This is a genomic window from Streptomyces sp. WMMB 322, from assembly GCF_900090145.1.
In the GTDB taxonomy this organism is placed as follows: domain Bacteria; phylum Actinomycetota; class Actinomycetes; order Streptomycetales; family Streptomycetaceae; genus Streptomyces.
The window spans coordinates 221,768-245,725 of the sequence record NZ_FMHI01000005.1; the positions used below are offsets into that span (position 1 = coordinate 221,768).

Below are 23,958 nucleotides of genomic sequence, written 5' to 3' on the forward strand. Positions count from 1 at the left end.
GACCCCATGAGTCAGTCCGCGGACACACGCTCCTCGCCGCCCTCCACGCGTCCCCTCGTACTCAGCCGCCGCGTGTCCTGGTTCCTGCTGGCCTTCGGGGTGTGGTCCTGGATCGTCTGGGTCACCTTCGTGAAGAACCTCTGGAAGGACAGCAGCGGGCTGGCCTTCGACGGCGCCGGCGAACCGACGGGGTACTTCTGGGTTCATCTGCTGCTGGCGATCGTGTCCTTCCTGCTGGGCACGGCGATCGGCGTCCTCGGTCTGCGCGGGCTGCGCGCCCTGCGGGCAAGACCCGGCGAATGAGGGGATGACGGACTGTGACCGTGGTCTTCCTGCTCATCGCAGCGACGGTGATCGCTCTGATCGGGCTCGCCCACTGGTACCTGTGGCGCCGGCTCGTGCGCGACGTGGCGCGCCCCGGAAGCGTGTGGCGTCGTACGGGAACGTTCCTCGCGTTCCTGCTGCCGGTACTGGTGGTCACCAACGTCTTCGTGGGGCGCAGCGAAGCGCCCTTCGCACTGCAGCGGTTGCTGGCGTGGCCCGGCTACCTGTGGCTGGCGCTGCTGCTGTATCTGCTGATGGCCCTCGCCGTCGGGGAGGCCGTGCGGCCGCTGCTCCGCAGTGTGCTGGAGCGCCGCGCGGCGGCCGCGGGTGCTTCCGGCACGGAGCGTGGAGCGACGCCGCAGGCGTCCCCCGGGGAGGACCGGGGTGCGCGGGACGGCAGTCCGGACAGTACGGCGGCGGTGATGGTCACCGGCGCGGCGGACGCGGAAGCGGCTGACGCGAAGGGGACGGCGGGGGCCGGCACGCCCCCGCAGCCCGGAGATCCCGGCAGGGCAGGTGGTCCCGGAACCACCGACGGCTCCGGAACCACCGACGGCTCCGGGAGTGCCGCGGGCGGGAGTGCCGGGGGCCCGCGGACGACCTCACGGAGACTGTTCGTGGCCCGTACGGTCGCCGCGGGTGCGACGCTCGCCGCGGCCGGAACCTTCGGCGCGGGCGCCTGGAACCTGCTCGACGGGCCCACGCTCAAGCGCGTCACCGTGCCGCTCGCCAAGTTGCCGCGCTCCGCGCACGGTTACCGCATCGCCGTCGTCAGCGACATCCATCTCGGTACGGTTCTGGGGCGCTCCCACGCCGAGCGCATCGTCCGCACGATCAACAGCGCACAGCCCGATCTGGTCGCGATCGTCGGCGACCTCGTCGACGGGACCGTGGAGAACCTCGGGCCCGCCGCCGCACCGTTGCGTCAACTGCGCTCGCGGCAGGGCACGTTCTTCGTCACCGGGAATCACGAGTACTTCGGCGACGCCCGGGCGTGGGTGGACCACCTGCGCGAGCTGGGCGTGCACCCGCTGGAGAACGCGCGGGTGGAGCTGCCCGGCTTCGATCTGGCGGGGGTCAACGACGTACGCGGCGAAGACAGCGGCGAGGGGCCGGACTTCGAGAAGGCGCTCGGCGACCGCGACACCGCACGCGCCTCGGTGCTGCTTGCGCACCAGCCCGTGCAGATCCACGAATCGGTCGAGTACGGCGTGGACCTCCAGCTGTCGGGGCACACCCACGGCGGGCAGATGTTCCCCTTCCACCTGGCGGTGGCGCTCGCCAACCCGACGGTGGCGGGACTGGAGCGGTACGGCGACACACAGCTGTACGTCACGCGCGGCGCCGGCGCCTGGGGCCCGCCGGTGCGGGTGGGCGCCGATCCCGACGTCACTCTCGTCCGGCTGGCCTCGAAGTCGGCATGAGCGGACCGGGCCGGCGCCGGCCCGGTCCGGTCCGGCGGTGCCGGGTTCCCGTCCCGTCCGGCACCCCCCGCCGCTCACGCGGCACCGAGTGGCTTCCGGGCCGTGAAAATCCCGGAGATGGGTGTCGGTGCCCGCCCGTAGAGTCGGCGGCATGACGACGACGGCACATGCGCACACGGACGGTGCGCGGACTTCGGCCCCCCGCTCCAGGATGGAGCTCTTCCGGGTCGCCCCCGACATCTACCGGACCATGTCCGCCTTCCAGTCGGCCGCGTCCGACGGTCTGGACCCGGTCGTGGCCGCCCTGGTCAAGATCCGCGCCTCCCAGCTGAACAAGTGCGCCTTCTGTCTGGACATGCATCTCACGCACGCCCGCGAGGCCGGCGAGAGACAGCTGCGCCTGGATCTGCTCCCGGCGTGGGAGGAGGCCGGCGAACAGGGCGTCTACTCGGAGCGGGAGCGGGCGGCGCTCGCGCTGACCGAGGCGATGACCGACCTGGCGGGCGGTTCCGTGCCCGACGAGGTGTACGAGCGGGCCGCACGGCACTTCGACGAGGCCGAACTCGCCCGTCTCATCGCCCAGATCGTGGCCATCAACGCCTGGAACCGCTTCCAGGTGGCGACCCGCGCGGTCCCCGCCGGGCTCGCGGCGGAGCGGAGCGAACAGTGAGTGCCGACACGGGCCGGAACGCACAGGGGCCCGCGGAGGGGAAGACGGGGGACACCGGCGTCGCGCGGCTGCGGTCGCTGCACCACGGCCGCTCACCGGGCGACCCCCTCGTGCTGCCCGGCCCGTGGGACGCGGCGAGCGCACGCATCTTCGCGGAGGCGGGATTCGAGGCGCTCGCCACGCCCAGTCAAGGGGTTTCGGCGTCGCTGGGCCACGCGGACGGCGACACCCCGGCCGACGAGATGTTCGCCGCGATCACCAGGATCGTACGAGCGGTGGACGTGCCGATCACCGCGGACATCGAGAGAGGCTACGGGCTGCCGCCGGAGCGGATCGTCGAACGGCTGCTGGAGAGCGGCGCCGTCGGCTGCAACCTGGAGGACTCGGAGGGCGGGCAACTGGTCGAGCCGCAGCGGCAGGCCGACTTCCTTGCCCAGGTGCACCGGGCCGCGGGCGGGCGGCTGCTGGTCAACGCCCGCATCGACACCTATCTGCGGGGTTCCGCCGACCCGTTGGCCGAAGCCGTTGAGCGCGGTCGGCTGTATGTGGAGGCGGGCGCCGAGTGCGTGTACCCGATCAAGGCGCCGCTCGGCGACCTCGGCGTGCTGGCAGCGGAGTTGAAGGTTCCGCTCAATGCGTGGGCCCCGGTGGGCGGCGGCCCGTCGCCGCGCGAACTCGGCGCGGCGGGCGCCTCCCGCATCACCTTCGGAGGCGGGCTCGCGCACCTGGCGAGAGCGGCGGTGCGGGAACTGGCCGGGAGTCTGCGCGAGGCGTGACGACTGGCCGGAGCGGACGCCGCCGGATGTCCGCCGTGCGGTGACAGTCCCGCTGCCCGGCGGCTGCCGGACGGCGGGCAGCAGTCAGCCGGCAGGAACGCGAGCGGGCCGGGACACCGTGAGCGGTGTCCCGGCCCGTCGCCGGAGTGTGTCCCTCAGCGGTGACGCGGCAACGTCACTTCTTCGGAATCCACTTCTGCCAGGTGGCCTTGTTGGCCTTGATCCACTTCTCGGCCGCGTCCTCCGGCTTCATCTTCTTGCCGGCGATGTCACCCGCGACCTCGTTCTGGTCCTTGGTCGTCCACTTGAAGTTCTTGATGAACTGCGCGGCGGGGCTGTTGCTCTTGGCGAAGTCCGCGTTGAGGAACTTCTCGAGCTGGTTGGTCTCGTAGCCGCACTTGGCCTTCGCCGCCGGCTCCTCACAGCCCGGCGTGTGCTTGGGAAGTTCGACCTCGACCATGTCGATCTTGTTGTTCATCCACTGCGGCTCCCACCAGTAGGTGAGGAACGGCTTCTTGGCGTCGTAGAGCCGCTGGATCTCCTTCAGCTGCGCCGCTTCGGCACCGCTGGGGATGTGCTTGAAGTCGAGCTTGAGGTTCTTGATCAGTTCCTTGTCGTGCTGGGAGTACGACGGGGCGGCACCGATGAAGTGACCCTTGTCGCCGCTCTCGGACGTGCGGAAGTCCTCGGCGTACTTGTTGAGGTTCTTCCATTCCTTGATGTCGGGGTGCTTGTCCGCGTAGTACTTCGGCACGAACCAGCCGATGTGCCCGACGACGCCGAGGTCGCCGCCGGAGACGACGGTCTTCTTCTCCTCGACGTACTTCTTTTCCTTCTTCGGTACGCCGTGCCAGTCCTCGAGGATCGCGGAGGCCTTGCCGCTGTCGAGAGCGTCGAAGGCGACGGGCTCATCCATCTGCTTGGCCTCGACCTTGACGTCGAGTTCGTCCTCCAAGAGCTTCTTCACGACCGCGGCGTTCGCCTGCGCACCGACCCATGACGGTTCGGCGAGGACGACCTTGTCGTCCTTGCCTCCCCCACCGCTCGTATCTGCCTTGCCGCAGCCGGCGGTGAGGGTCAGCGCGCCGAGGATGCTGATTCCGGCGACGACCGTGTTGCGTATCTGCTTGTTCTTCATGTGCGTGACCTGATTTCTCTTCTCGGGGTAGAGGGTTCCGTCGGGTGGGGGGTGCGTTTCTGGGGATGCCCGTCACTCACTGCGCCGCTCCCCCGCAGGCTGGGAGATCCGGTCGAGCATGATGCCGAGGCAGACGATGGCGATACCCGCGGGCAGACCCTGGGCGAGGTTGCCCTTGGACAGCCCCTGCACGACGTCGTAGCCGAGGGCGCCGCCGCCGATGAGGCCGGCGATGACGACCATCGAAAGCACCAGCACGACACCCTGGTTGACGCCGACCAGCAGCGACTTGCGGGCCAGCGGCAGCTGGACGCCGAAGAGCTGCTGCCTGCTCGTCGCACCGAGCGAGCGGGACGCCTCCATCGCCGCGGGGTCGACGTAGCGAAGACCCTGGGCGGTGATGCGGATGACGGCCGGGCACGCGTAGATGACGGCCGCGATGATTCCGGCGCTGCGGCTGAGGCCGACGAGCGCGATCACCGGGATCAGATACACGAACTGCGGCATCGTCTGCATCGTGTCGAGCACGGGACGCAACATCCGTTCGACGCGCTGTACCCGCGCCGTGAGGACACCGAGCACGATCCCGAGGAGCATGGTCACCACAAGACCCGCGATGACCTGGGAGAAGGTGTCCATCGACTTGTCCCACAGGCCCATCACGCCGACCAGACCGAGGCAGATGGCGCCGGTCAGCGAGGCCCGCCAGGTGCCGACGATCCAGCCGATGGCCGCGACCAGAAGCACCAGCGCCCACCACGGGGTGGTCTCCAGGCCCGTGCGCAGCGGGTTGAGCACATAGACCGTGAAGCCCTTGGCCCACACCTCCGTTCCGCCCAGCAGCGGGACGCCGTGCCCGATCGCGCCGGTGAGCCAGTCCACGGCCCCCTGCAGAGGACGGGTCACATCAACCGTCCACGCGTCCGGCCACTCGCGCTCGCCCAGGGAGGCGCCGATGGCGGAGAACACGCCGATCAGGAGGACGACCAGTCCCCACACGGCCGTTCGCACGCGCCTCATGAGCTTTGTCGCGCCGACGGTCACGGTGGCGTCCAGCCGCTCGCCCGCAGCGGCGGTCGTGCGGTCCAGCAGCACGGCGATCAGCACGACGGCGATGCCCGCGGTGAGCGCCGTCCCGACGTCGAGGCTGCCGAGTGCCTGGTAGATCTCGTCGCCCAGACCCTCCGAACCGATGAGGGAGGCGAGGACGACCATCGACAGGCACATCATGATCGCCTGGTTGAGGCCGAGCATCATCTGCTTCCGTGCCAGCGGCAGCCGCGCCGTCCACAGCCGCTGCCAGGAGCTCGACCCCAGGGACGCGGAGGCCTCCAGCGCCGCGGGGTCGGCGCTGCGCAGCCCGAGCGAGGTGAGGCGGGCCATCGGCGGAGCCGCGTAGATGACGGTCGCGATGAGCGCGGAGGGAACACCGACACCGAACATCAGCAGCAGCGGCAGGAGATACGCGAACGCCGGCATGACCTGCATCGTGTCGAAGACCGGGCGCAGCATCCTCTCGATGCGGTCCGAGAGTCCGGCTCCGAGCCCCAGTAGGAATCCGAGCAGGGCGGCGGCGAAGACGGCGACCGTCATCAGGGCCAGCGTCTCCATCGTGGCCTGCCACATGTTCAGCACGCCGCAGGCGACGAAGACGCCGAGCGTGGTGACGCCCGTGCGCAGCGCGCGGCGGGAGAGGTCGGAGCCTCCAGCCGCCCAGCCGACGAGCGTGCCGACGACGGTGACGCCCACCCAGCCCATCGCGTCGAACAGGCTGACGATGGCGTCCACGGAGCTCTCGGCGCCGTTGCTGATGTGCAGCAGGAAGTAGAGGAAGATCGGGCTCGTCTCGCGGTTGTCCACGAGCCAGTTGTCGAGGTCGTCCAGGGGCGACTTGATGTCGACGGTCCAGCTCGCGGGCCAGATGCCCGAGCCGCCGACCGCCGCGCTGATGACGACGACCAGCACCGCGAGAAGCAGCACGAGCAGCTTCGGGTTGCCGGCGAGTGCCTTGAGGGCGCCCGGGGTCTGCTGCTGCTCCGGCCGCTTTTCCGGCTGCTCCTGCGAGGGGATGCCGGTTGCCCGCTGTTCGCCCTGCTCCGGAATGGTGGGAGTGCTCACGCCGGCCTCACCGTCCCGCTCTCGTCCGCGGGGCGTCCCTGCCGTGCGGCGGGCGCTGCGAAGCGGGTGCTCATACGGCGGCCACCTCCTTGTCCCTGCCCGGGTCGCCCTTGCCGTTCTGGTCGGTGTCGCCGCCGTCGAGACCCGCGACGACGTTGAGCAGGCAGGCGTGGTCGATGACGCCTATGGTCCGTCCGCCGTCCACGACGCGGAGGTTCTCGCCGCTGCGGGCGACGGCCTCGATCGCATCGGAGACCAGCGTGTCCGGCGAGACGTCCGCGCCGCGGTCGGCCTCGGCCTTCTCGGCGGGACGCATGGCACGGCGCACGGATATGACCTGTTCGCGGGGGACGTCGCGGACGAAGTCGCGGACGTAGTCGTCCGCGGGGTTGGCGACGATCTCCTCGGGGGTGCCGAGCTGCACGATCTCGCCGTCGCGCATCAGCAGAATCCGGTCGCCCAGGCGCAGCGCCTCGGACAGGTCGTGCGTGATGAAGACCATCGTCCGGCCCTCCTCGCGGTGCAGCCGGATGACCTCCTCCTGCATGTCCCGGCGGATCAGCGGGTCGAGAGCGCTGAACGGCTCGTCGAACAGCAGCACTTCGGGGTCGACGGCGAGGGCGCGGGCCAGCCCGACGCGCTGCTGCTGACCACCGGAGAGCTGTACGGGGCGGCGGTCGCCGAGGCCCGTGAGGCCGACCTTCTCGACCATCTCCAGGCCCTTGGCGCGGCGCTGCTGCTTGGACATTCCCTGGATCTCCAGGCCGTAGGCGACGTTGTCGGTCACCGTGCGGTGCGGCAGCAGGCCGAAGTTCTGGAAGACCATGGCGGTGCGGTGGCGGCGCAGTTCGCGCAGGCGGTGCTTGTCCATGGCGCGCACGTCCTCGCCGTCCATCTCCAGCACGCCCGACGTCGGCTCGATGAGGCGGGTGAGACAGCGTACGAGCGTCGACTTGCCGGAACCGGAGAGGCCCATGACGACGAAGACCTCGCCCTTGCGTACGTCGAACGAGACGTCGCGGACGGCGGCGGTGCAGCCGGTGCGCTTGGTCAGTTCGGCGGCGGAGAGCCCGGCGAGCTCCTTGTCGCCGGGCACCCGATGTGCCTTGGGTCCGAACACCTTCCACAGATTGCGGACGGAGAACACCGGGCTGGCCGGGGCGGCCTCATGGGTCTCATGGGTCTCGGACATCACGCAACACCTCCCGGTGCCTTGGTCGTAGCGGGTCGATCGGATCGGATGAGGTCAGCGGCCTTCTCCCCGACCATCAGCACACCGATCATCGGGTTGACCGCGGGCATGGTGGGGAAGACGGAGGCGTCCGCGACGCGGATGCCCTCCAGGCCGCGGATCTTCAGCTGGGGGTCGACGACGGCGAGGGCGTCGTCGTGGGCGCCCATGCGGCAGGTGCCGGCGGGGTGGTAGACGGTGTGCGCCACCCTGCGGGCGTATTCGCTGATGTCCGCGTCGGAGGTGACGTCGGGGCCGGGGCACACCTCCCGCGTGAGCCATCCCGCGAACGGCTCGGTGTCCGCGACCTGCCGGGCTGCCTTGATGCCGTCGACGAGTGTGCGGCCGTCGTAGTCGTCCTCGTCCGTGAAGTACCGGAAGTCCAGGGCCGGCTTGACGGCGGGGTCGGCAGAGGTGAGGTAAAGGCGCCCGCGGCTGCGCGGCTTGGGGATGTTCGGCGTCAACGACACGCCGTGCGGGGGCCGTTCGTAGCCCAGCCGCTCGGGATTGTCGGTGAAGGGGATCTGGTAGAAGTGGAACATCAGGTCGGGTCCGGCCGACTCCGGGTCCCGGCGCAGGAAGAGCCCGGCGTCGGAGTCCATCGCGGAGTTGTCGGGGATGGGCCCGTCCGTCTCCCAGACGATCACCGACTCGGGGTGGTCGAGCAGGTTCTCCCCGACGCCCGGAAGGTCGTGCGTGACGGGAAGACCGAGTGCCTCCAGGTCCGCTTTCGGACCGATGCCCGAGTGCATCAGCAGCCTCGGGGTGTCCACGGCCCCTGCGCAGACCAGCACTTCGCCCGCCGCGGAGATCAGCCGTTCCGAGCCGTCCTTGCCTCGGACGTGCACGCCGGTCGCCCTGTTGCCCTCCAGCCGGAGCCGGTACGCCCAGGTCTCCAGGAGGATGTCGAGGTTCGGGCGGTCACCGGCCTCGATGTGGGGGTGGAGGTAGGCGACGGACGCCGAGGAGCGCTTGTTGGTCTCCGGGTGGTAGGCGAGGTCGAAGAAGCCGACGCCCTCGTGGAACGGCTGCCTGTTGAAACCGTCGATCTCCGGGACGTCCAGGGCGTCCTTGGCCGCGGCGATGAAGTCGCGGGCGATGTCGTTGCGGTCCTGCTCCCCGACCGGCACGACGTTGTTGCGCAGCTTGGCGAAGTAGGGGTCCATGGCGGCGGCACCCCAGCCCCTGGCACCGCCGGCCTCCCACTCGTCCCAGTCGGACGGCAGCGGCTTGAAGGAGATCAGGGTGTTGTGCGACGAGCAGCCGCCGAGCACCTTCGCCCGGCTGTGCCGGATGTGTGAGTTCCCTCGGGGTTGTTCGGTGGTGGGGTAGTCGTAGTCGAGCTCGCCGCCGAGCAGACCGAGCCAGCGGCGCAGTGTGAGCACCTCGGGCCGGTCGATGTCGGACGGGCCGCCTTCGATGAGGGCGACGGTGACGTCCGGGTCCTCGGTGAGCCGTGAGGCGATCACCGACCCGGCGGTACCGCCGCCGACTATGACGTAGTCGTAGGTGGATATGTCTTCTCTGGACATTTCCGTGTTGTGCTCCTCGGGGTTCACGCGTCAGGACGGAGAGGACGGGGCGGGCATCGGTGCGGCTGCTCCGTCAGCCGGAGAACCAGCGGACCGGTCGGGGACGCAGGTTCTCGTACACGTGCTTGGTCTCGCGGTACTCGGCGAGTCCGTGCGGACCCAGCTCACGGCCCACGCCCGACTTGCCGAATCCACCCCACTCGGCCTGCGGCAGATAGGGATGGAAGTCATTGATCCACACGGTGCCGTGGCGCAGACGGGCCGCGACGCGGCGGGCACGCGCGGTGTCCGCGGAGAAGACGCCGCCGGCGAGCCCGTACTCGGTGTCGTTGGCGAGCGCCACCGCTTCGTCCTCGGTCCGGAAGGTCTCGACGGTGAGGATGGGCCCGAAGGTCTCCTCCCGGATCACCTTCATGCGCCGGTGACAGTTGTCGAGGATCGTCGGTGAGTAGAAGTAGCCGTCGGCAGGGCGCACGTCGGACGGTTCGGGCCGCTCGCCGCCGCTGCGCAGCACGGCACCCTCGTCCAGCGCGGACGCCACGTACGCCTCGGTCTTGGCCAGCTGCTGCGCCGAGACCAGCGGCCCGCATTCGACGCCCTTCTCGGTGCCGCGGCCGAGGCGGATGCGCCGGGCGCGGGCGGCGAGCTCGGTGACGAAGCGCTCCCGCACGGACTCCTCGATGATGAGGCGGGCACCGGCGGAGCAGACCTGGCCGCTGTGGATGAAGGCGGCGTTGAGGGCCTGATCGACGGCGGTGTCGAAACCCTCGTCGGTGGCACAGGCGTCGGCGAAGACAACGTTGGGGTTCTTGCCGCCGAGCTCCAGCGCCACCTTCTTCACTCCGGGGGCGGCGGCCTGGGCGACCTTCGTCCCGGAGACGAGACCGCCGGTGAAGGAGACGAGGTCCACGTCGGGGTGCTCGGACAGGCGGGCGCCGACGGGGTCGCCGGGCCCGGTGACCAGGTTCGCGACGCCCGCCGGGAGGCCGGCCTCGGCGAGCAGCCTCACCAGGTGGATGGTGGTCATGGGGGTGATCTCGCTGGGCTTGATCACGAAGGTGTTGCCGGCGGCCAGCGCCGGGGCGATCTTCCAACTGGCCTGGAGCAGCGGGTAGTTCCAGGGCGTGATCATGGCGCAGACCCCGACGGGCTCGTGCACGACGACGCTGTGCACGTCCGGGTCGCCCGCGTCGACGACGCGGCCGGCCGACTCGCCGGTGACGAGGTCGGCGAAATAGCGGAAGGCCGCAGTGACGTCGTCGACGTCCACCCGGCCTTCTTCCCACGTCTTGCCCGCATCCCGCGACTCGGTGAGGCCTATCTCCTCACGGTCGCGCTGGAGGAGATCCGCGACGCGGCGGAGCAGGGCGGCCCGCTCCGCGACCGGTGTCCTCGGCCAGTCGCCCTCGTCGAAGGCGCGGCGGGCGGCGGCGACGGCGGCGTCGGTGTCCTGAGCGCCGCCCTCCGCCACGACGGCGAGCGTGGTGGCGTCAGCGGGGTCGAGGATTTCCCGAGTTCCGCCGGCCTGCGCGGAACGCCAGCCGCCGTCGATATGAATGCTTTCTATTTCGGACACCTTCTGTACTGCCTTCCGAGCTGAATGACGCATCGTGTCACGAAACAATCACATCGTGACCGCGGTGAAACAAGCCATGCGCTGGTCACATGGCAAGAGCGAACCCTGCCCCGTCTTGGCGTTTGCATGTCCGTCCGCGGCAGATAAGTGGGGTTCCTCACGAGCCGAAGTGTGCGCGTGACGGACAAAGGTCCCGGTTGGCGCCCTCTGAGAGCGTTTTATAACGATTCTGATCGCAGGCCTGGCTGATTCTTTTGCATGCCGTGGAAGGCGGTATTGACGGTTCCCGCCGCGGCGATCAAGGCCTCGCCGGTACCGGTTTCCTGTGTGGCCGGGCATGCGGTTGCGGGGGCGGAACGGCGCTGCAGCGAAGGGTGAACGAAGGCCGCCGCCGCCCGGTCCGCGTCACTGGGCTGCGGTCTCGCCGGCCCCGGACTCCCCGCCCTCGCCGCAGTCCACGCCGGACGGGCAGAAGAACGCCAGCGCCGTGTCGAGCATCTCCTTCTGGTCCTCCGAGGCGCCGTCCTTGTCCGGCCCGTACGCGATGACCGCGTACAGCTCGCCGTCCTGGGCCTCGAAGCGGTGGTCGACGACGCGGCGCGTACCGCCGTGCTCATCGGAGTCGTAGGTGTACTCGAGACGGGCCGCCGGACCGTCGCCGCCGTCGACGCGGTCGAGGGACTCGCGCTCGTAGCTCTTGTTCTTCTCCGCGTTCGCCTCCGCCAGCTCCAGCGACTCATACGGATCCGCGTCCTCCACCCAGAACACCTGAAGCTGACTGGAGCGGCCCGGCCCCTCGTAGAAGACGGCCTGGGAGCCTTCCCGGCCCTCGGCACGCCGCTCCCAGCCCTTCGGGACGGCGAGGCTGAACCCCTCAGGGTCGTCAGCGATCTCGAACCCGCTCGGCGGGCTCGACTCGGCCGCGCCGGTGGGGTCGGCGGACCCCTCCCCCGTCGCCGCCGGCGGACTCGTGCCCGGCCGGGACGTGGTGTCCGGGTCGGGGACGACCACCTGCGAGCGGTCGTCGGGCGGAGCCGGCTCGTCCTTCCAGCCCAGCGCCCACCCGCCGAAGGCCAGCGCGCACACCGCGAGCACCGCCAACGCGCCCTTGGCCGCGGTCCGTTGCTGACGCGCGGACTCGGTGTGCTGCCGCGCCTTCAGGATCTCGGCCTCGTGGTCCACCCAGCGCTGCTGGTCGGCGTCGAAACGGATCACCGGGTCTCACCTCTCACGTCGCTCACCCCAGCACCTGCGCGGCGGCCTGCACGACGGCGGCCGCGGACGCGAGCATGCCGACGGCGCTCGCGCCCGTCTCCAGCCGCTCCCGGAGCCGGGTGAGGCGGCCGGGGCCGGCACGGCCCGTACGGGTGATCTCGCCCTCGATCTCGCCCAGTTCGCCGTCGACCGCGGTGGTCTCGTCGGTGGCCGCAAGGACCCGCATGTCCGCACGCAGCGCACGCACCGCCTCCAGGAGCGCCAGCGTCGCCTCGTCCGTCTGCGGCGGTGCGGCCCGGCCGTACGACGTCGCCCGGCCGTGCGCGCCGGTGGCGACGGCTCCCCCCGACATGTTCCCGATGTGCACGGCGCCGCCACCGCCCCCGGCCGTGGGCTCCTGAACCGGCTCGGACGCCGGTTCCTGCGAGTCATCCCGCTCTTGTTCGTCGCCGGACGGCATCACGCCGGGCTCCCTTCCATGTGCTGCGCCCTGCCGTGCTCGCCCGTGGCCACGGCGCCGCCGCTCATCTCCTCGATGTAGACGCCGCCGTCACGTACGTTCACGATCTGCTGCTCGAACCGGTCGGTGCGGAAGCCGCGCTGTTCCAGCGCGTCCCGCACGCCGCCGGCGATCCTGTCCTGAACTGTCTTGATGTACCGGCTGACGTCCATCTCCTGGAACAGCGACAGCTCGTTCGTGCTCGCCAGCTCCCGTACGGAGATCAAGGGAGCGTCCGGCGCCGCGTACTCCGGGGAGCTGAGCCAGACCCGGCAGACCGACAGCAGCGTGCGGACCGCGGCGATCCCCGCCGCCGCGGTGGCCACCGGTGCCGTGAGGAAAGCGAGCAGCCCCTCACGCAGCGCGCCGCCGGCGCGGCGCTCGACGATGGCGTCGACCTCCCTGAACTCCTCGGCGACCGGCCCCAGTACGTGCGGGACGACCTCCAGCACCAGCATCCCGCCCTGTGTGTGGACGCGCACGAGCAGCGAGACGACCACCTGCTCGTGCCAGGAGCCGACCCGGACGCGCAGGAAGTGCCGTCGCGCCTCACCACCGTCGTCGGCCGCGTCGGCGAGATGCTCCTGGACGTTCTCCTCCCGGTAGACGCCGCTGTCACGGCGCACCCCGGACGGCAGATAGACGAACTCCTCGATCTCCAGGGCCCGGAGGCTGTCCCTGCTGGTGCGCGCGGTCGCCTCGCGCAGCGCCACGAGCCGGGGGGTGATCATGTCGATGACGTGACGGCTGGAGAGGTGGTTCGCCGGCGGCAGCGGCAGGGGTTCCCGCGCGTGCGCCTGTGTCTGTCCGTCCGGCCCGGGTTCGGTGGGGTGTGCCTGCGCCTTGTGATGGGCCTGGGGCGGGACGGCGTTGGCCGGTTCGGTGGAGGGCGTCTCCTTCTTGCGCCGCAGCTCCAGCGCGAAGGACCACGGTTTGTGCGGAACACCGGCACCGACGAACGGCCGGTTCGCGTCGTACAGCGTCGCCGGTGCGTGCTGTTCGCGGTCGATCGCGTCACCGATGCGCCGGTACCGCTCGGAGTGGGGAAGCATGGGCTGATGTGCCGTTGCGAACGTCTCGCGGCTGAGTTGCTCCCGCAGAACGGACGTGACCCTGATCCGGTGCAGCCAGACCACGACGACCATCAGAAGCGGAAAGATGACCGGGTAAGGGTTGTCGGTGACCGCGCCGAGGGCGGTGAGCCAGTAGCCCACGGCCAGCGCCCGCGCGGCGTAGGTGACTACCGTGCCCAGCCGGCGGCGCACCGCGGACCGGAAGGACTTGCGCGGCGCCCCGGCCCCCGCGTACAGCAGCGTCTCCCGGCCCGCGATCGCACGGCCCGCCCACAGGGCGAGGACCACGCCCGCGTAGAAGAGCACCCAGCTGGTGGGCCGCTCCGGCACCGACGAAAGCTGGTCGTCACCCAGGAACAGGGCCATGGACAGGAGTTCGTCGAGGGAAACGTCGAAGTTCCCGCCGAACCGGTCGTCCAGCGCATCCCACGTCACCAGCACGGATACGAGGAAGAAGCCGATCCAGACGGCCAGCAGGGCGAGCGCGGTCTGCACCTCCTGCCGCCGCGCCTGCAGCGCGTGGGCGAGCACAGGACGCACGTCCACACCCAGCGACGGCGGAACGGGACGCTCGGCATGTCCGACCAGCTCGTCGATGACCCGCTGACGGAATCCGGCGTTCAGCCGCGCACCGGCGCACAGCAGACGCGTCGCCTCACTGTGAGCATGCGTGCGCAATGAGTAACTCATGAGTAGCCCCGATTTCCCCAAGGTCTGTTCCAGGGATTGGTCCTGAACATACCCGAGGAGCGCAGCCTCGACCACGGCGTCGAAATCCCTGTGGATAACGCTTCGGGAACGCCGGGGGCCACCCCGCCGAGTCCACATGAGCGGCAACTGCCCTCGGAAGACGGCGTGTTGGAAGTGAGGCCGGGCGGCGCGGCCCGGCCGGCACATTGCCGTGCCGCGGGAGCACCGGCCGTCCGGCCGCCCGCGCCGGCGCGCGGCGTGAGCCGAGAGGCAGCGTGAACCGAGAGGCGACGTGAACCGGAAAGACGGCGGCGGCAGCAACCGCCGCGGCAGCAACGGCGGAAGGAAACGGAGCGGGGCGGGAACGGGACGGGAAACGGGACGGGAACGGGACGGGCCCGTGCGGCACCGGGAGGTGATCTCCCTTGCCGCACGGGCCCGTTGGGTCCTCGCGCTCACGCGCTCAGCCGGGAAGTGCCTTGCTTCTTCGGCTTTCCCGCCGGCCTTTCCGGCCGCAGGGCGCGGACATCGCGGCCGAAGACGTCTCAGAGCAGACCGAGACCGCGCACCGCCTCGCGCTCCTCCGCCAGTTCCTGCACGGACGCGTCGATCCGGGGCCGCGAGAAGTCGTTGATCTCCAGGCCCTGGACGATCTCGTACGAGCCGCCCGAGCAGGTCACGGGGAAGGACGAGATCAGCCCCTCGGGGACACCGTACGAACCGTCCGAGGGGATGCCCATCGACGTCCAGTCGCCGGCCGGCGTCCCGTTGACCCAGGTGTGGACGTGGTCGATCGCCGCGTTGGCGGCGGACGCCGCAGAAGAGGCGCCGCGGGCCTCGATGATGGCGGCGCCGCGCTTGGCGACGGTCGGGATGAACTCCTCGGCCAGCCACTTCTCGTCGTTCACCGTCTCGGCGGCGTTCTTGCCGGCGACCTCGGCGTTGAAGATGTCCGGGTACTGCGTGGCGGAGTGGTTGCCCCAGATCGTCAGCTTCTTGATGTCGGAGACCTGGGAACCGGTCTTCTTGGCGAGCTGCGTGAGCGCGCGGTTGTGGTCGAGGCGCGTCATCGCGGTGAAGCGCTCGGCGGGCACGTCCGGCGCCGCGGCCTGAGCGATCAGGGCGTTGGTGTTCGCGGGGTTGCCGACGACGAGGACCTTCACGTCGTCCGCCGCGTGGTCGTTGATGGCCTTGCCCTGCGGCTTGAAAATGCCCCCGTTGGCCTCGAGCAGGTCACCGCGCTCCATGCCCTTCGTGCGCGGACGCGCCCCGACGAGGAGACCCACGTTGGTGCCGTCGAAGGCCACCTCGGGGTCGTCGGTGATGTCGATTCCGTGCAGCAGGGGGAAGGCGCAGTCGTCGAGCTCCATGGCGGTGCCCTCGGCAGCCTTCAGAGCCGGTGTGATCTCCAGCAGCCGCAGCTTGACGGGCACGTCGGCGCCCAGCAACTGGCCGGAAGCGATACGGAAGAGCAGCGCGTAGCCGATCTGGCCGGCCGCTCCGGTGACGGTGACGTTGACGGGGGTGCGGGTCATGGCGGTCTCCGTAATGCCTGGCGGTGGCAGTTTCGAGGCGGGGTCCTTCCCAAGGGGCAACTCCCCGGGTCCTCCCCGGGCCCCTCCCGGCGAAGCGTCCGGAGAAGGCGAGGGAAGCAGCCAGGGGAAGAAGCCAGAGGGAACACGCCCTGCCGTGTTCGGAAGTCTCTCAGGATGTCTCTCTACATCAAGAGACCCCGCGCCAGGCTATCCGACGTCTCATACGTACCGGCAGCCGCCCGCGGAAGGAGGGACGACGCGGACGGCTGCCGGTACGGCCAGCCCGTGGGGGGGTGCTGAAAGGGCGCTTTCCCGGGATCGGACGAGCCATGCATGCGCATTCATCCGAGCGCCAACGAGTTTCGGACAGCTTCAACAGGTGGCGGAATGCCACCTGTTGAGCGCTTTCGGAGAGATGAAGGACGAGAGATGCGGAATGAGAATACGGCTGGTGGAAAGCATCGCACGTCGAACCGCGAGCGCCGGCCCGGAAGTTGTGGGCCGGCGTCGCCACCCGCCTGACCGGGTTCGCCCGGGCTTCAGCGCACGGCGTCGCCGGTCCCGGCCGGGCCTTCGGCGTCGCCCGTGCCTTCCGACGCGCCCACGTCACCTGTCGTCGCGGAGTCCGCCGTGCCGGCGGGGTCGGCCGAACTCGCCGTTCCGGCCGTCTCGTCGGCGCCGGACGCTCCGGACGCGTCCACCTTCGTACAGCCCGTCGTGCCCGCGACGAGAGTGGCGCAGGCACGTGCCTCGGTCGCGGAGGTCACGGCGACCATTTCCGTGTAGGCGTCGTTCGTCGTGCCGACTTTGTCGCTCGCGGCTTCGCCACCCGCGCTGATCTTGAGGTTGTCGCCCTGCGCCGCACCGGTTATACGGCCCCACGCGGCCTTGCAGACCTTGCTGTAACGCACCTCGACCATGCTCGGACCGACGAACGCGGAGTTGCTGCTCTTGACGTTCTGGCCGCCGCAGCCCATCTTCTCCGGATCCTTGCCCGTGCAACTCTCGCCCTGGCACTTCACGCCGGCGGGCAGGGTCCGGGGCGAGTTCGTCGCCGACGGCGACGGCGACGCGGACGGCTCGCCCGACTCTCCGGGCAGGCCGAAAACCAGCACACCGGCACCGAGAACCGCGAACACGCCCACCGCACCCCCGAGAAGCGCGGCCACGCGGCGCCCGCGCGAGGAACGGGTGCCGCCTCCGGGCCCCTCGGGGCCGCCCGGGAGGTCTGCCCCGTCCCCGTCGTCCGGCGCTCCGTAGGCCCCGCGGCCCGGGTACGCGGGCGGGCCCTGGTCCGCTCCGGGCGGTTCCGCACGCCAGGGCCCGGCCTTGCCGGAGTCGCCGCCGGGCGCGCCGGAGCCGGGGCGCTCACCGGGGGTGCCCCATGACGCCACGTCGACCCGCTGCGAGGGCACCCCGGCCGTCCCCGCACCCCGGCCTGCGTGGCTCCCCCCGCCGTGGCTTTCGCCGTGCCCCTGGCGCCGGCCGCCCCGGCCGGGAAGCGGACGGGGGCGCAGCACGGCCGTCTCGTCGTCCATGGGCGGCCGGTTCACGCCAGGAGCGTCGGGAGCGGCCGTGGAACCTTCACGGGCTCCCGGGATCGCGGAGGCGGACGGCGGAGCGAAGAAGTCCCAGGACCTCTGATGCGAACTCTCGGCGGGGACAACGGAGTTCTCCCCCGTCTTCTCCTTCCACTCCTCTTCCTTGGGCGCGGTTCCGGGGGCGGCGCTCCCCTCGTCCCGCCCCCCGTTCCGCTCCTTGCCCCGGTTCTTGTCCCGGTTCTTGTCCTTCTCCCGGGCCTTGTCCTTGTTGCGGCCCCACTTGCGGCCCTTGGCGGGCTCGTCGTCCCAGAACTCGCCGAGGGCCTCGCGGGCCTGCGCGACGCGGATCGCCTCCATGGTCACGTCGTGACGCATCTCGTCGCGGCTCCAGGCCCGTTCGGCCAGTTCCCACATCGTCTCGAGGTGACGGATGTCGGTGCCCGTGACATCGCCGAGCGCGTGCGTGGCACCGCGGGGAGGCAGCAGCCGTCCGCCCAAGTACCTCTCCCAGGAGGACTTGCTGTAGCCGGTGCGGTCGGCGATGGTCGCGACGCTCATTCCGCTTCTGTCCACGAGCCGTCGCAGCTGGCTGGTGAACTCCCGGATCTGTGGGTCCAGTTCCTCCGGTAGCGGCCTCCACCGAGGCATTTCCTCCCCCTCGTCCCCCGAACATACCGAGTTCCTTCACGTGTTCCCCCAGTCTGCCACCCGGCCCCGTGAGTGCCACCGCATCGTCGTCGGCTTCCGCATCACTTCATGCGCCGCGGCGGGGCGGCGGACGCAGGGGGGCGGCGGCTCCGGAAGCGGTGTCACGCCACCGCAAGAGGCGGCAGGGACAGTGAGGCCGTCCGGCGACGGGCCCTGACGGGGCCGCAACACCGCCGCAACACCCGGGGGCACACGGCCGTTCGGTATTCCCGCTCCATGGATGCGGCAGGCAAGCGGCCTCGGCACGGGCGCGCAGAGGGGTCCGCCGTCAGCTGTCCCCCGGACGTACGAGTCCGCTCTCGTAGGCGAGGACCACGAGTTGGGAACGGTCGCGGGCGTCGAGCTTGGTCAGCAGCCTGCTGACGTAGGTGCGCGCGGTGTCCGGGCTGAGGTGCAGGACGGCACCGATCTCCGCGTTGGACCGTCCCGCGCCGACCTGTGCGAGGACGTCCCGTTCGCGTTCGGTGAGCCCGGCGAGCCGGGCCGGATCCGCCACCGGGGACCGGGCCGCCGCGGCGAGCACCCGCCTGGTGACGGCGGGGGACAGCAGCGCGTCCCCGCCCGCGACGATGCGGACGGCCTCACGCAGGGCGTCCGGTGCGGTGTCCTTGAGGAGGAAGCCGGCGGCGCCGGCGCGGATGGCCTCGAAGAGGTACTCGTCGTCGTCGAAGGTCGTCAGCATGACCACGCGGACGTCGCGCAGTCGGGGATCGGCCAGGATCCGCCGCGTCGCCTCGAGCCCGTCGGTGCCGGGCATGCGCACGTCCATCAGGACGATGTCGGGCCGCTCCGCACGCACGACGTCCAGCCCGGCCGATCCGTCACCGGCCTCGCCGACGACGGTGATGTCCGGGGCGCGTTCGAGCAGGGCGCCGAGCCCGGCGCGCACGAGGTGCTGGTCGTCGACCAGGACGACCCTGACCGGGTTCATGCCTCACCCCGGGGCAGCGGCAGGCAGGCGTGGACCCGGAAACCACCGGACCCGGCGCCGCCGGACCCGGCGCCGCCCGGCCCGGCGTTGCCGGACTCGACGGTGCCGCCGAGCAGAGCGACCCGCTCGGACATGCCCCGCAGGCCCTGCCCTTCGTCGCGTGCACGGGCGTCGCGGGAGATCCCCCGGCCGTCGTCGACGACCTCCAGGGACAGCCGCGCGGGCGTGATCCGGACGGTGACCGTGACCCGGGTGGCCCGCGCGTGCCGAAGGACGTTGGTCAGCGCCTCCTGCACGACCCGGTAGGCGGTCGTGCCCACCACCGCCGGCAGTCCGCCGCTCTCACCGGTGACCAGCAGGTCGACCGGCAGGCCGCCGGCCCGGACGCCGTCCACGAGCTCGGGCAGCCGGTCGAAGCCGGGGGCCGGTTCACGCGTTCCGGAGTCGCTGCGCAGGGTTCCCAGCGTGGCCCGCAGCTCGGCCATCGCACTGCCGCCCGCCGAGTGGATCGCGGCCAGCGCGGCCTTGGCGGACTCGGGCCGGTCGTCGGCGAGCGCCTCCTCGCCCACCGCGGACTGGAGCGTGATCACCGACATCGTGTGCCCGAGGGTGTCGTGCACCTCCCGGGCGATGCGGAGCCGTTCGGCCTCGACCTGGCGGGCTGCCTCCCGGTGCCGGTCCTCGACGGCCGCGGTGGCCTGCCGGGCCATTTCCGCCCGGAGCGACCGCCTGTTGCGGACGGTGTCGCCCAGCGCGACGACCGCGACCATCAGCACCGCCTCGGAGCCGAGTTCGAGGCCCACGACGACCGAGGGGTCGTCGCCCTCGATCAGCCGCGCGGGGATCGAGACCGCGAGCAGGCTCCCGCCGACGACGGCAGCCGGCCCCACACGGCCCCGCTCCGCGGACACGTACAGCACTGCCGCGATCGGAGCGGCCAGGCCCACCGGCGGCAGGTCCGCCACGTAGTAGCCGAGGATGCCGGCCGCGGTGACGAGCAGCACGGGAACGGGCCACCGCCGGCAGCAGAGGATCAGCACGCCGAGCCCGAGCGCGAAGCCGTAGGCGAGCGCCGCCCGTGCGGGTGCGGCGTGGCTGGTCGCGGCGGCCGCCGCGACCAGGCAGAAGGTGGCGGCGGCGAGGATCGCGTCCGTTCGCGTGGGTCGGATTGCCGGCACCCGGCCAGCGTAGACCGGCCCCGGCCCGGGCCGCTGTCGCCGCAGGGCGTCTTCTCCGGGGCTTCCCGTACGTCGAGAAGCGACCCCGGTTCGCGCTGCCACGCGGCAGACCCCGCACTCCCGCGAACCTAGCGTCGAAGCCGAACTGACGGAGCGCGTCCCGCGCGGCGCGACGAACGACAGGAGGCCTGCGAGGTGTCCCGTACAAGACTGACCTGGATCGTGCTGACCGCACTCGTGTGGGGAGCGATCCTCTCCTTCGGCGGTGTCGCCGCCGAGACCGTGATGCTGTATCCGAACATCTTCGGTGACCCGCCGGAATCGCTGGACAGGGCCCGCGAGTTCATGGTGCGCGGGGGCCCGAGCGACTACTTCCCCCCGCTCGGCGCCGCGGTGGCGCTCAGCAGCGTCGCCGCCACCGTGCTCACCTGGGGGGACCGGCGGCTGCGCTGGTGGGTCGCGGCGGCGGCCTGCACCTTCCTCGCCTGCGAATTCCTCTTCTCCGCGGTGTTCTTCTGGCCGCGCAACGAGATCATGTTCGTCGACCCGGCAGGCACCCACTCCGCGGAGTATCTGCGCCAGGTCGCCGGGGAGTTCGTCGCCGGGCACCGGGTGCGGCTCGCCGGTGGTGCGGTGACCTCCGTGCTGGCGTTCACCGCGTTCGTGCGGTTCGTCCGCGGGACCGGGCGTCCGGCCGGCGGAGTTGCGGCCGGCGCGGGATCGGCCCGCGCGGGGGCGGACGGTGCGGCGGAGGGAAGTACGGCAGAGTCCGGTACGGCGGAGACCGGTGCGGCGGAGGCCGTGCGATGAGCCGGGCGACCCGCGAACTCGGCTTCTCCTGGCCGGCCCTGGCCGCGCCCCGCGTGGTGCTGCACGATCTCGGCGTCATCGAGGAAGGCACCTTCGTCAACGGGCTGTTCGTGTTCGTGCCGCCGCTGTGCTGGATCGCCGCCGTACTGTGGCGGCGCCCGCCGCGCCCGTTCCTGACGACGGTGGTCGTCGGCGCGTTCTACGCGGTGTTCCTGACGGCCGGCCACCAACTGCTGTGGGAGGAGAGCTTCGGGGCAACGGCTCCGGCGCTCGGCGGCAATCTCGCCGGCCTCGCCCCCGCGGCGCAGGAGGGAATCCTGCGCACGGCCGCGGCCGTCTCCGGCATCGTCACCGGCACGGCCGTGGGCGCGGTCACCGGTGCCGTGGCCGCGCTGCTGTGCCGGCTGGTGCCGGACCGTGAGTCTGTGGGTGGTCCCCGCTGAAGGGCGGGGACTTCCGCCCCGCGGGGACCTCTACGGCAGCCTCGGCGCCGTCACCCGCCGTCCCTTCCGACCAGGAAGTGGAGGATCTCCTCCAGCACCGGGACGTCCAGCCACGGCTTGGGCTGCGCCATCATCGCCAGCAGGGTGATCGACAGGCCGAGCACGCCGTACGTGACGACGTCGGTGTAGGGGGACCGCACGGCGAGCATCCCCACGGACGGCAGCAGCCACCGCATCACCGCGCCGGCGATCAGCGACAGACCGATGATCAGCGTCCCCGCGCGGAACTCCCCGACCGTCACCAGCAGCCCGGTCAGCACTCCGCAGCAGACCGCGAGCAGCGGCCACTGCCGGTACGGCGCCGCATGGCCGGCACCCATCGCGCGCTGCCCGCCCTCCGGCCGGGCCGTGTCACGCGTAACCGCCGGGAAGCGGCGCGAGGAACCTCCCACCTTCATCTCCGTCACTCCCCCGCGGCGCGCTCTGCGGCCTCGACGACGTTGACGAGGAGCTGCGCGCGGGTCATCGGACCCACGCCGCCGGGGTTCGGCGAGATCCATCCCGCGACCTCGGTGACGCCCGGGTGCACGTCCCCGACGATCTTGCCGTTCTCGTCGCGGCTCACGCCCACGTCCAGGACCGCCGCGCCCGGCCGTACGTCCTCGGGTTTGATCAGGTGCGGCACGCCTGCCGCCGCCACGATCACATCGGCCTGCCTCAGCAGCGCCGGCAGGTCGCGCGTGCCGGTGTGGCACTGCGTCACCGTGGCGTTCTCGCTGCGCCGCGTCAGCAGCAGCGGAATGGAACGGCCGACCGTGATGCCACGCCCGACGACGACCACGTGCGCTCCGTCGAGTTCGACGTCGTGCTCGCGCAGCAGCTCGATGATGCCCCGCGGGGTGCAGGGCAGCGGACCGGGCTCGTTGAGCACGAGACGGCCGAGGCTGGTGGGGTGGAGTCCGTCGGCGTCCTTGTCGGGGTCCATCATCCCGAGTACGCGGTTGGTGTCGATGCCCTTGGGCAGCGGCAGCTGGACGATGTAACCGGTGCAGGCCGGGTCCTCGTTCAGCTCCCGGACGACCGCCTCGATCTCGTCCTGCGTGGCGGTGGCGGGCAGTTCACGCCGGATCGAGCGGACGCCGATCTGTTCGCTGTCGCGGTGCTTGCCCGCGACGTACTTCTGGCTGCCGACGTCGTCGCCGACGAGCAGGGTGCCGAGGCCGGGTGTCACACCTCGTGCCCGAAGGGCGTCGACGCGCTCCTTCAGTCCGGACTTGATCGCTGCCGCCGTGGCCTTGCCATCGAGAATCTGGGCCGTCATGGGTCCATTCTCACGGATGCGGGGGCCGCTGCCGAAATCCGTACCGCTCCGCAGACACCCCCGCCCGGGCACCGCGCAACAGGGGTGTCCGCGTCGCATTTCGGATTCGCCACATTCCGAGATCTAGCTGGACAGCAGGACCATTCGGCTACCAACATGAAGCGCTGGCGCCGCGCCCGCCCACAGGGCCGTCGGCTCGGCGCCGCATCGGGGGAGGCACAAGGTGCATGCCGCACAGCTCACGCAGTCCACGCATGGCGTCTGCGGGGGCGGAACGGTCGTTCCCCCGAGCATTTCGACCCATTCCGTCCCCTTTCGACTGCTCGGAGGAACGCACTCGTGAGCTACCCACCACCCGCCGGCCAGGACCCGAACAACCCGTACGCAAAGCAGCCGCAGCAGCCGCAGCAGCCGCCGCAGCCGCCGCAGCAACAGGGCTACGGCTACCCGCAGCAGCAGCCACAGCAGCAGCAGGGCTACGGGTATCCGCAGCAGCCGCAGGGCGGCCAGCCCGGCTACGGCTACCCGCAGCAGCCTCAGTACGGCCAGCAGGCACAGCCCGGCGGCATCCCCGGACAGCCCGGGTACGGCTACCCGCAGCAGCCCGGAACCGTGCAGGCCAACAACGGCTACATAAACATCGGCCACCTCGGTTCCCTGCAACTGGCCACGATGGGGCAGCGCTTCCTCGCCAGGCTCATCGACGGCCTGATCGTGGGCACGGTCTACACCGTCATCATGTTCCTCGGCGTGGGCAGCGCCCTCGGGATCGCCTCCCAGGCCGAGGACTGCGGGACGTACACCGACCCGGGTTACAGCGAGTGCATCCAGGAGGCGCAGGCGCAGGCATCAGGCGTCATCGGCACCATGGTCATGGTGATGCTGGTGTTCGCCTCCCTCATGCTGTTCTACGAATGGCTGATGATCGCCTTCAAGGGCGCGACGTTCGGCAAGATGGCCATGGGCCTGCGGGTCCTGAAGGAGGCGGACGGTCAACTGCCGGGCGCCGGCAGCGGGTTCATCCGCTACATCATCCCGGTGGCGGGCTCCGTCGTGTGCGGCATCGGCACGCTCCTGGTCTACCTCTCGCCGTTCTTCGACAACAGCGGCAAACTTCAGGGCTGGCACGACCGCGGGGCTGGGACAGTGGTCGTCAAGAAGTGACCTCAGGGGCTTCGCAACCGCGCTGCGATGCCCCACAGTGAGTGTCCGGTGCAGCTCTGCG

General features: G+C 70.9%; 21 protein-coding genes. 7 read left to right on the top strand and 14 right to left on the bottom strand.

The annotated features are described in order from the left end of the window. The first annotated feature begins 6 nt into the window (after window positions 1-6). The 4 genes from H180DRAFT_RS10865 to H180DRAFT_RS10880 all read left to right on the top strand — a co-directional run bounded on the left by H180DRAFT_RS10865 (window position 7) and on the right by H180DRAFT_RS10880 (window position 3,194). Entirely contained in the window at window positions 7-303 is a 297-nt protein-coding gene (locus H180DRAFT_RS10865) for an SCO4848 family membrane protein (RefSeq protein ID WP_055485811.1), read from the top strand. A gap of 14 nt (window positions 304-317) precedes the next feature. After that, on the top strand, window positions 318-1,748 hold the full coding sequence (locus H180DRAFT_RS10870) for a metallophosphoesterase (RefSeq protein ID WP_055485812.1): 1,431 nt from the start codon (window positions 318-320) through the stop codon (window positions 1,746-1,748). A 151-nt stretch (window positions 1,749-1,899) separates the two neighbouring features. Next, window positions 1,900-2,418, top strand: coding sequence for a carboxymuconolactone decarboxylase family protein (locus H180DRAFT_RS10875; protein WP_055485813.1), 519 nt, complete (start codon window positions 1,900-1,902; stop codon window positions 2,416-2,418). Between the two features lie 68 nt (window positions 2,419-2,486). Beyond that, window positions 2,487-3,194 (top strand): isocitrate lyase/PEP mutase family protein, encoded by a 708-nt coding sequence (locus H180DRAFT_RS10880; protein ID WP_055485972.1) that lies wholly within the window; start codon window positions 2,487-2,489, stop codon window positions 3,192-3,194. Between the two features lie 175 nt (window positions 3,195-3,369). Here the strand turns inward: H180DRAFT_RS10880 and H180DRAFT_RS10885 are convergent, their stop codons facing one another. From H180DRAFT_RS10885 to H180DRAFT_RS10940, 12 genes are all read right to left on the bottom strand, one after another. Next, entirely contained in the window at window positions 3,370-4,332 is a 963-nt protein-coding gene (locus H180DRAFT_RS10885) for an ABC transporter substrate-binding protein (protein ID WP_055485814.1), read from the bottom strand. A 72-nt stretch (window positions 4,333-4,404) separates the two neighbouring features. Continuing rightward, window positions 4,405-6,450 carry an ABC transporter permease gene (locus tag H180DRAFT_RS10890; RefSeq protein WP_055485815.1) on the bottom strand — a complete coding sequence of 682 codons (2,046 nt, stop codon included), beginning with the start codon at window positions 6,448-6,450 and terminating at the stop codon, window positions 4,405-4,407. Between the two features lie 70 nt (window positions 6,451-6,520). Beyond that, window positions 6,521-7,642, bottom strand: coding sequence for a quaternary amine ABC transporter ATP-binding protein (locus H180DRAFT_RS10895; protein ID WP_055485816.1), 1,122 nt, complete (start codon window positions 7,640-7,642; stop codon window positions 6,521-6,523). Next, a complete protein-coding gene (locus H180DRAFT_RS10900) occupies window positions 7,642-9,213 on the bottom strand; it encodes a GMC family oxidoreductase (protein WP_055485817.1) in 1,572 nt (523 codons plus the stop codon). The genes H180DRAFT_RS10895 and H180DRAFT_RS10900 overlap by 1 nt, the downstream gene beginning before the upstream one ends. 73 nt (window positions 9,214-9,286) lie before the next feature. Next, on the bottom strand, window positions 9,287-10,789 hold the full coding sequence (locus tag H180DRAFT_RS10905) for an aldehyde dehydrogenase family protein (protein WP_055485818.1): 1,503 nt from the start codon (window positions 10,787-10,789) through the stop codon (window positions 9,287-9,289). A 405-nt stretch (window positions 10,790-11,194) separates the two neighbouring features. Then, a complete protein-coding gene (locus tag H180DRAFT_RS29070) occupies window positions 11,195-12,004 on the bottom strand; it encodes a hypothetical protein (protein ID WP_055485819.1) in 810 nt (269 codons plus the stop codon). Window positions 12,005-12,026: 22 nt separating this feature from the next. Further along, the gene (locus tag H180DRAFT_RS10915; RefSeq protein WP_055485820.1) at window positions 12,027-12,464 is read right to left on the bottom strand and encodes a hypothetical protein; all 438 of its coding nucleotides are present in this window, start codon (window positions 12,462-12,464) and stop codon (window positions 12,027-12,029) included. Next, complete coding sequence (locus tag H180DRAFT_RS10920; protein WP_139151375.1) at window positions 12,464-14,266, bottom strand: hypothetical protein; 1,803 nt, start codon at window positions 14,264-14,266, stop codon at window positions 12,464-12,466. The genes H180DRAFT_RS10915 and H180DRAFT_RS10920 overlap by 1 nt, the downstream gene beginning before the upstream one ends. A gap of 545 nt (window positions 14,267-14,811) precedes the next feature. Beyond that, window positions 14,812-15,801, bottom strand: coding sequence for a malate dehydrogenase (locus tag H180DRAFT_RS10925; protein WP_055485822.1), 990 nt, complete (start codon window positions 15,799-15,801; stop codon window positions 14,812-14,814). 539 nt (window positions 15,802-16,340) lie between these two features. Beyond that, window positions 16,341-17,900 carry a DUF2690 domain-containing protein gene (locus tag H180DRAFT_RS10930; RefSeq protein WP_254665971.1) on the bottom strand — a complete coding sequence of 520 codons (1,560 nt, stop codon included), beginning with the start codon at window positions 17,898-17,900 and terminating at the stop codon, window positions 16,341-16,343. 418 nt (window positions 17,901-18,318) lie between these two features. Continuing rightward, window positions 18,319-18,981 carry a response regulator gene (locus H180DRAFT_RS10935; protein WP_055485824.1) on the bottom strand — a complete coding sequence of 221 codons (663 nt, stop codon included), beginning with the start codon at window positions 18,979-18,981 and terminating at the stop codon, window positions 18,319-18,321. Further along, window positions 18,978-20,159 (bottom strand): sensor histidine kinase, encoded by a 1,182-nt coding sequence (locus H180DRAFT_RS10940; protein WP_055485825.1) that lies wholly within the window; start codon window positions 20,157-20,159, stop codon window positions 18,978-18,980. Before H180DRAFT_RS10940 ends, H180DRAFT_RS10935 begins: the two co-directional genes overlap by 4 nt. Before the next feature lie 195 nt (window positions 20,160-20,354). On the opposite strand from H180DRAFT_RS10940, the gene H180DRAFT_RS10945 reads away from it, so the two are divergent. Next, on the top strand, window positions 20,355-20,969 hold the full coding sequence (locus tag H180DRAFT_RS10945) for a DUF1772 domain-containing protein (protein ID WP_199822481.1): 615 nt from the start codon (window positions 20,355-20,357) through the stop codon (window positions 20,967-20,969). Beyond that, a complete protein-coding gene (locus H180DRAFT_RS10950) occupies window positions 20,966-21,412 on the top strand; it encodes a hypothetical protein (RefSeq protein ID WP_055485826.1) in 447 nt (148 codons plus the stop codon). The genes H180DRAFT_RS10945 and H180DRAFT_RS10950 overlap by 4 nt, the downstream gene beginning before the upstream one ends. Before the next feature lie 50 nt (window positions 21,413-21,462). Here H180DRAFT_RS10950 and H180DRAFT_RS10955 read toward each other — a convergent pair whose 3' ends face one another. Both H180DRAFT_RS10955 and H180DRAFT_RS10960 read right to left on the bottom strand, forming a co-directional pair. Beyond that, window positions 21,463-21,870 carry a DUF3017 domain-containing protein gene (locus tag H180DRAFT_RS10955; RefSeq protein WP_055485827.1) on the bottom strand — a complete coding sequence of 136 codons (408 nt, stop codon included), beginning with the start codon at window positions 21,868-21,870 and terminating at the stop codon, window positions 21,463-21,465. A gap of 5 nt (window positions 21,871-21,875) precedes the next feature. Further along, a complete protein-coding gene (locus tag H180DRAFT_RS10960; protein WP_055485828.1) occupies window positions 21,876-22,733 on the bottom strand; it encodes a bifunctional methylenetetrahydrofolate dehydrogenase/methenyltetrahydrofolate cyclohydrolase in 858 nt (285 codons plus the stop codon). A gap of 339 nt (window positions 22,734-23,072) precedes the next feature. Here H180DRAFT_RS10960 and H180DRAFT_RS10965 point away from each other — a divergent pair, with 339 nt between their 5' ends. Next, window positions 23,073-23,897 carry an RDD family protein gene (locus H180DRAFT_RS10965; RefSeq protein ID WP_055485829.1) on the top strand — a complete coding sequence of 275 codons (825 nt, stop codon included), beginning with the start codon at window positions 23,073-23,075 and terminating at the stop codon, window positions 23,895-23,897. The last annotated feature ends 61 nt before the right edge of the window (window positions 23,898-23,958 follow it).

Coding starts and splice junctions, on each gene's coding strand:
- H180DRAFT_RS10865 (WP_055485811.1), top strand. CDS start 7: ATGAGTCAGTCCGCGGACACACGCTCCTCGCCGCCCTCCACGCGTCCC.
- H180DRAFT_RS10875 (WP_055485813.1), top strand. CDS start 1,900: ATGACGACGACGGCACATGCGCACACGGACGGTGCGCGGACTTCGGCC.
- H180DRAFT_RS10885 (WP_055485814.1), bottom strand. CDS start 4,332: ATGAAGAACAAGCAGATACGCAACACGGTCGTCGCCGGAATCAGCATC.
- H180DRAFT_RS10895 (WP_055485816.1), bottom strand. CDS start 7,642: ATGTCCGAGACCCATGAGACCCATGAGGCCGCCCCGGCCAGCCCGGTG.
- H180DRAFT_RS10900 (WP_055485817.1), bottom strand. CDS start 9,213: ATGTCCAGAGAAGACATATCCACCTACGACTACGTCATAGTCGGCGGC.
- H180DRAFT_RS10915 (WP_055485820.1), bottom strand. CDS start 12,464: ATGCCGTCCGGCGACGAACAAGAGCGGGATGACTCGCAGGAACCGGCG.
- H180DRAFT_RS10920 (WP_139151375.1), bottom strand. CDS start 14,266: ATGAGTTACTCATTGCGCACGCATGCTCACAGTGAGGCGACGCGTCTG.
- H180DRAFT_RS10925 (WP_055485822.1), bottom strand. CDS start 15,801: ATGACCCGCACCCCCGTCAACGTCACCGTCACCGGAGCGGCCGGCCAG.
- H180DRAFT_RS10930 (WP_254665971.1), bottom strand. CDS start 17,900: ATGAGCGTCGCGACCATCGCCGACCGCACCGGCTACAGCAAGTCCTCC.
- H180DRAFT_RS10935 (WP_055485824.1), bottom strand. CDS start 18,981: ATGAACCCGGTCAGGGTCGTCCTGGTCGACGACCAGCACCTCGTGCGC.
- H180DRAFT_RS10950 (WP_055485826.1), top strand. CDS start 20,966: ATGAGCCGGGCGACCCGCGAACTCGGCTTCTCCTGGCCGGCCCTGGCC.
- H180DRAFT_RS10955 (WP_055485827.1), bottom strand. CDS start 21,870: ATGAAGGTGGGAGGTTCCTCGCGCCGCTTCCCGGCGGTTACGCGTGAC.
- H180DRAFT_RS10960 (WP_055485828.1), bottom strand. CDS start 22,733: ATGACGGCCCAGATTCTCGATGGCAAGGCCACGGCGGCAGCGATCAAG.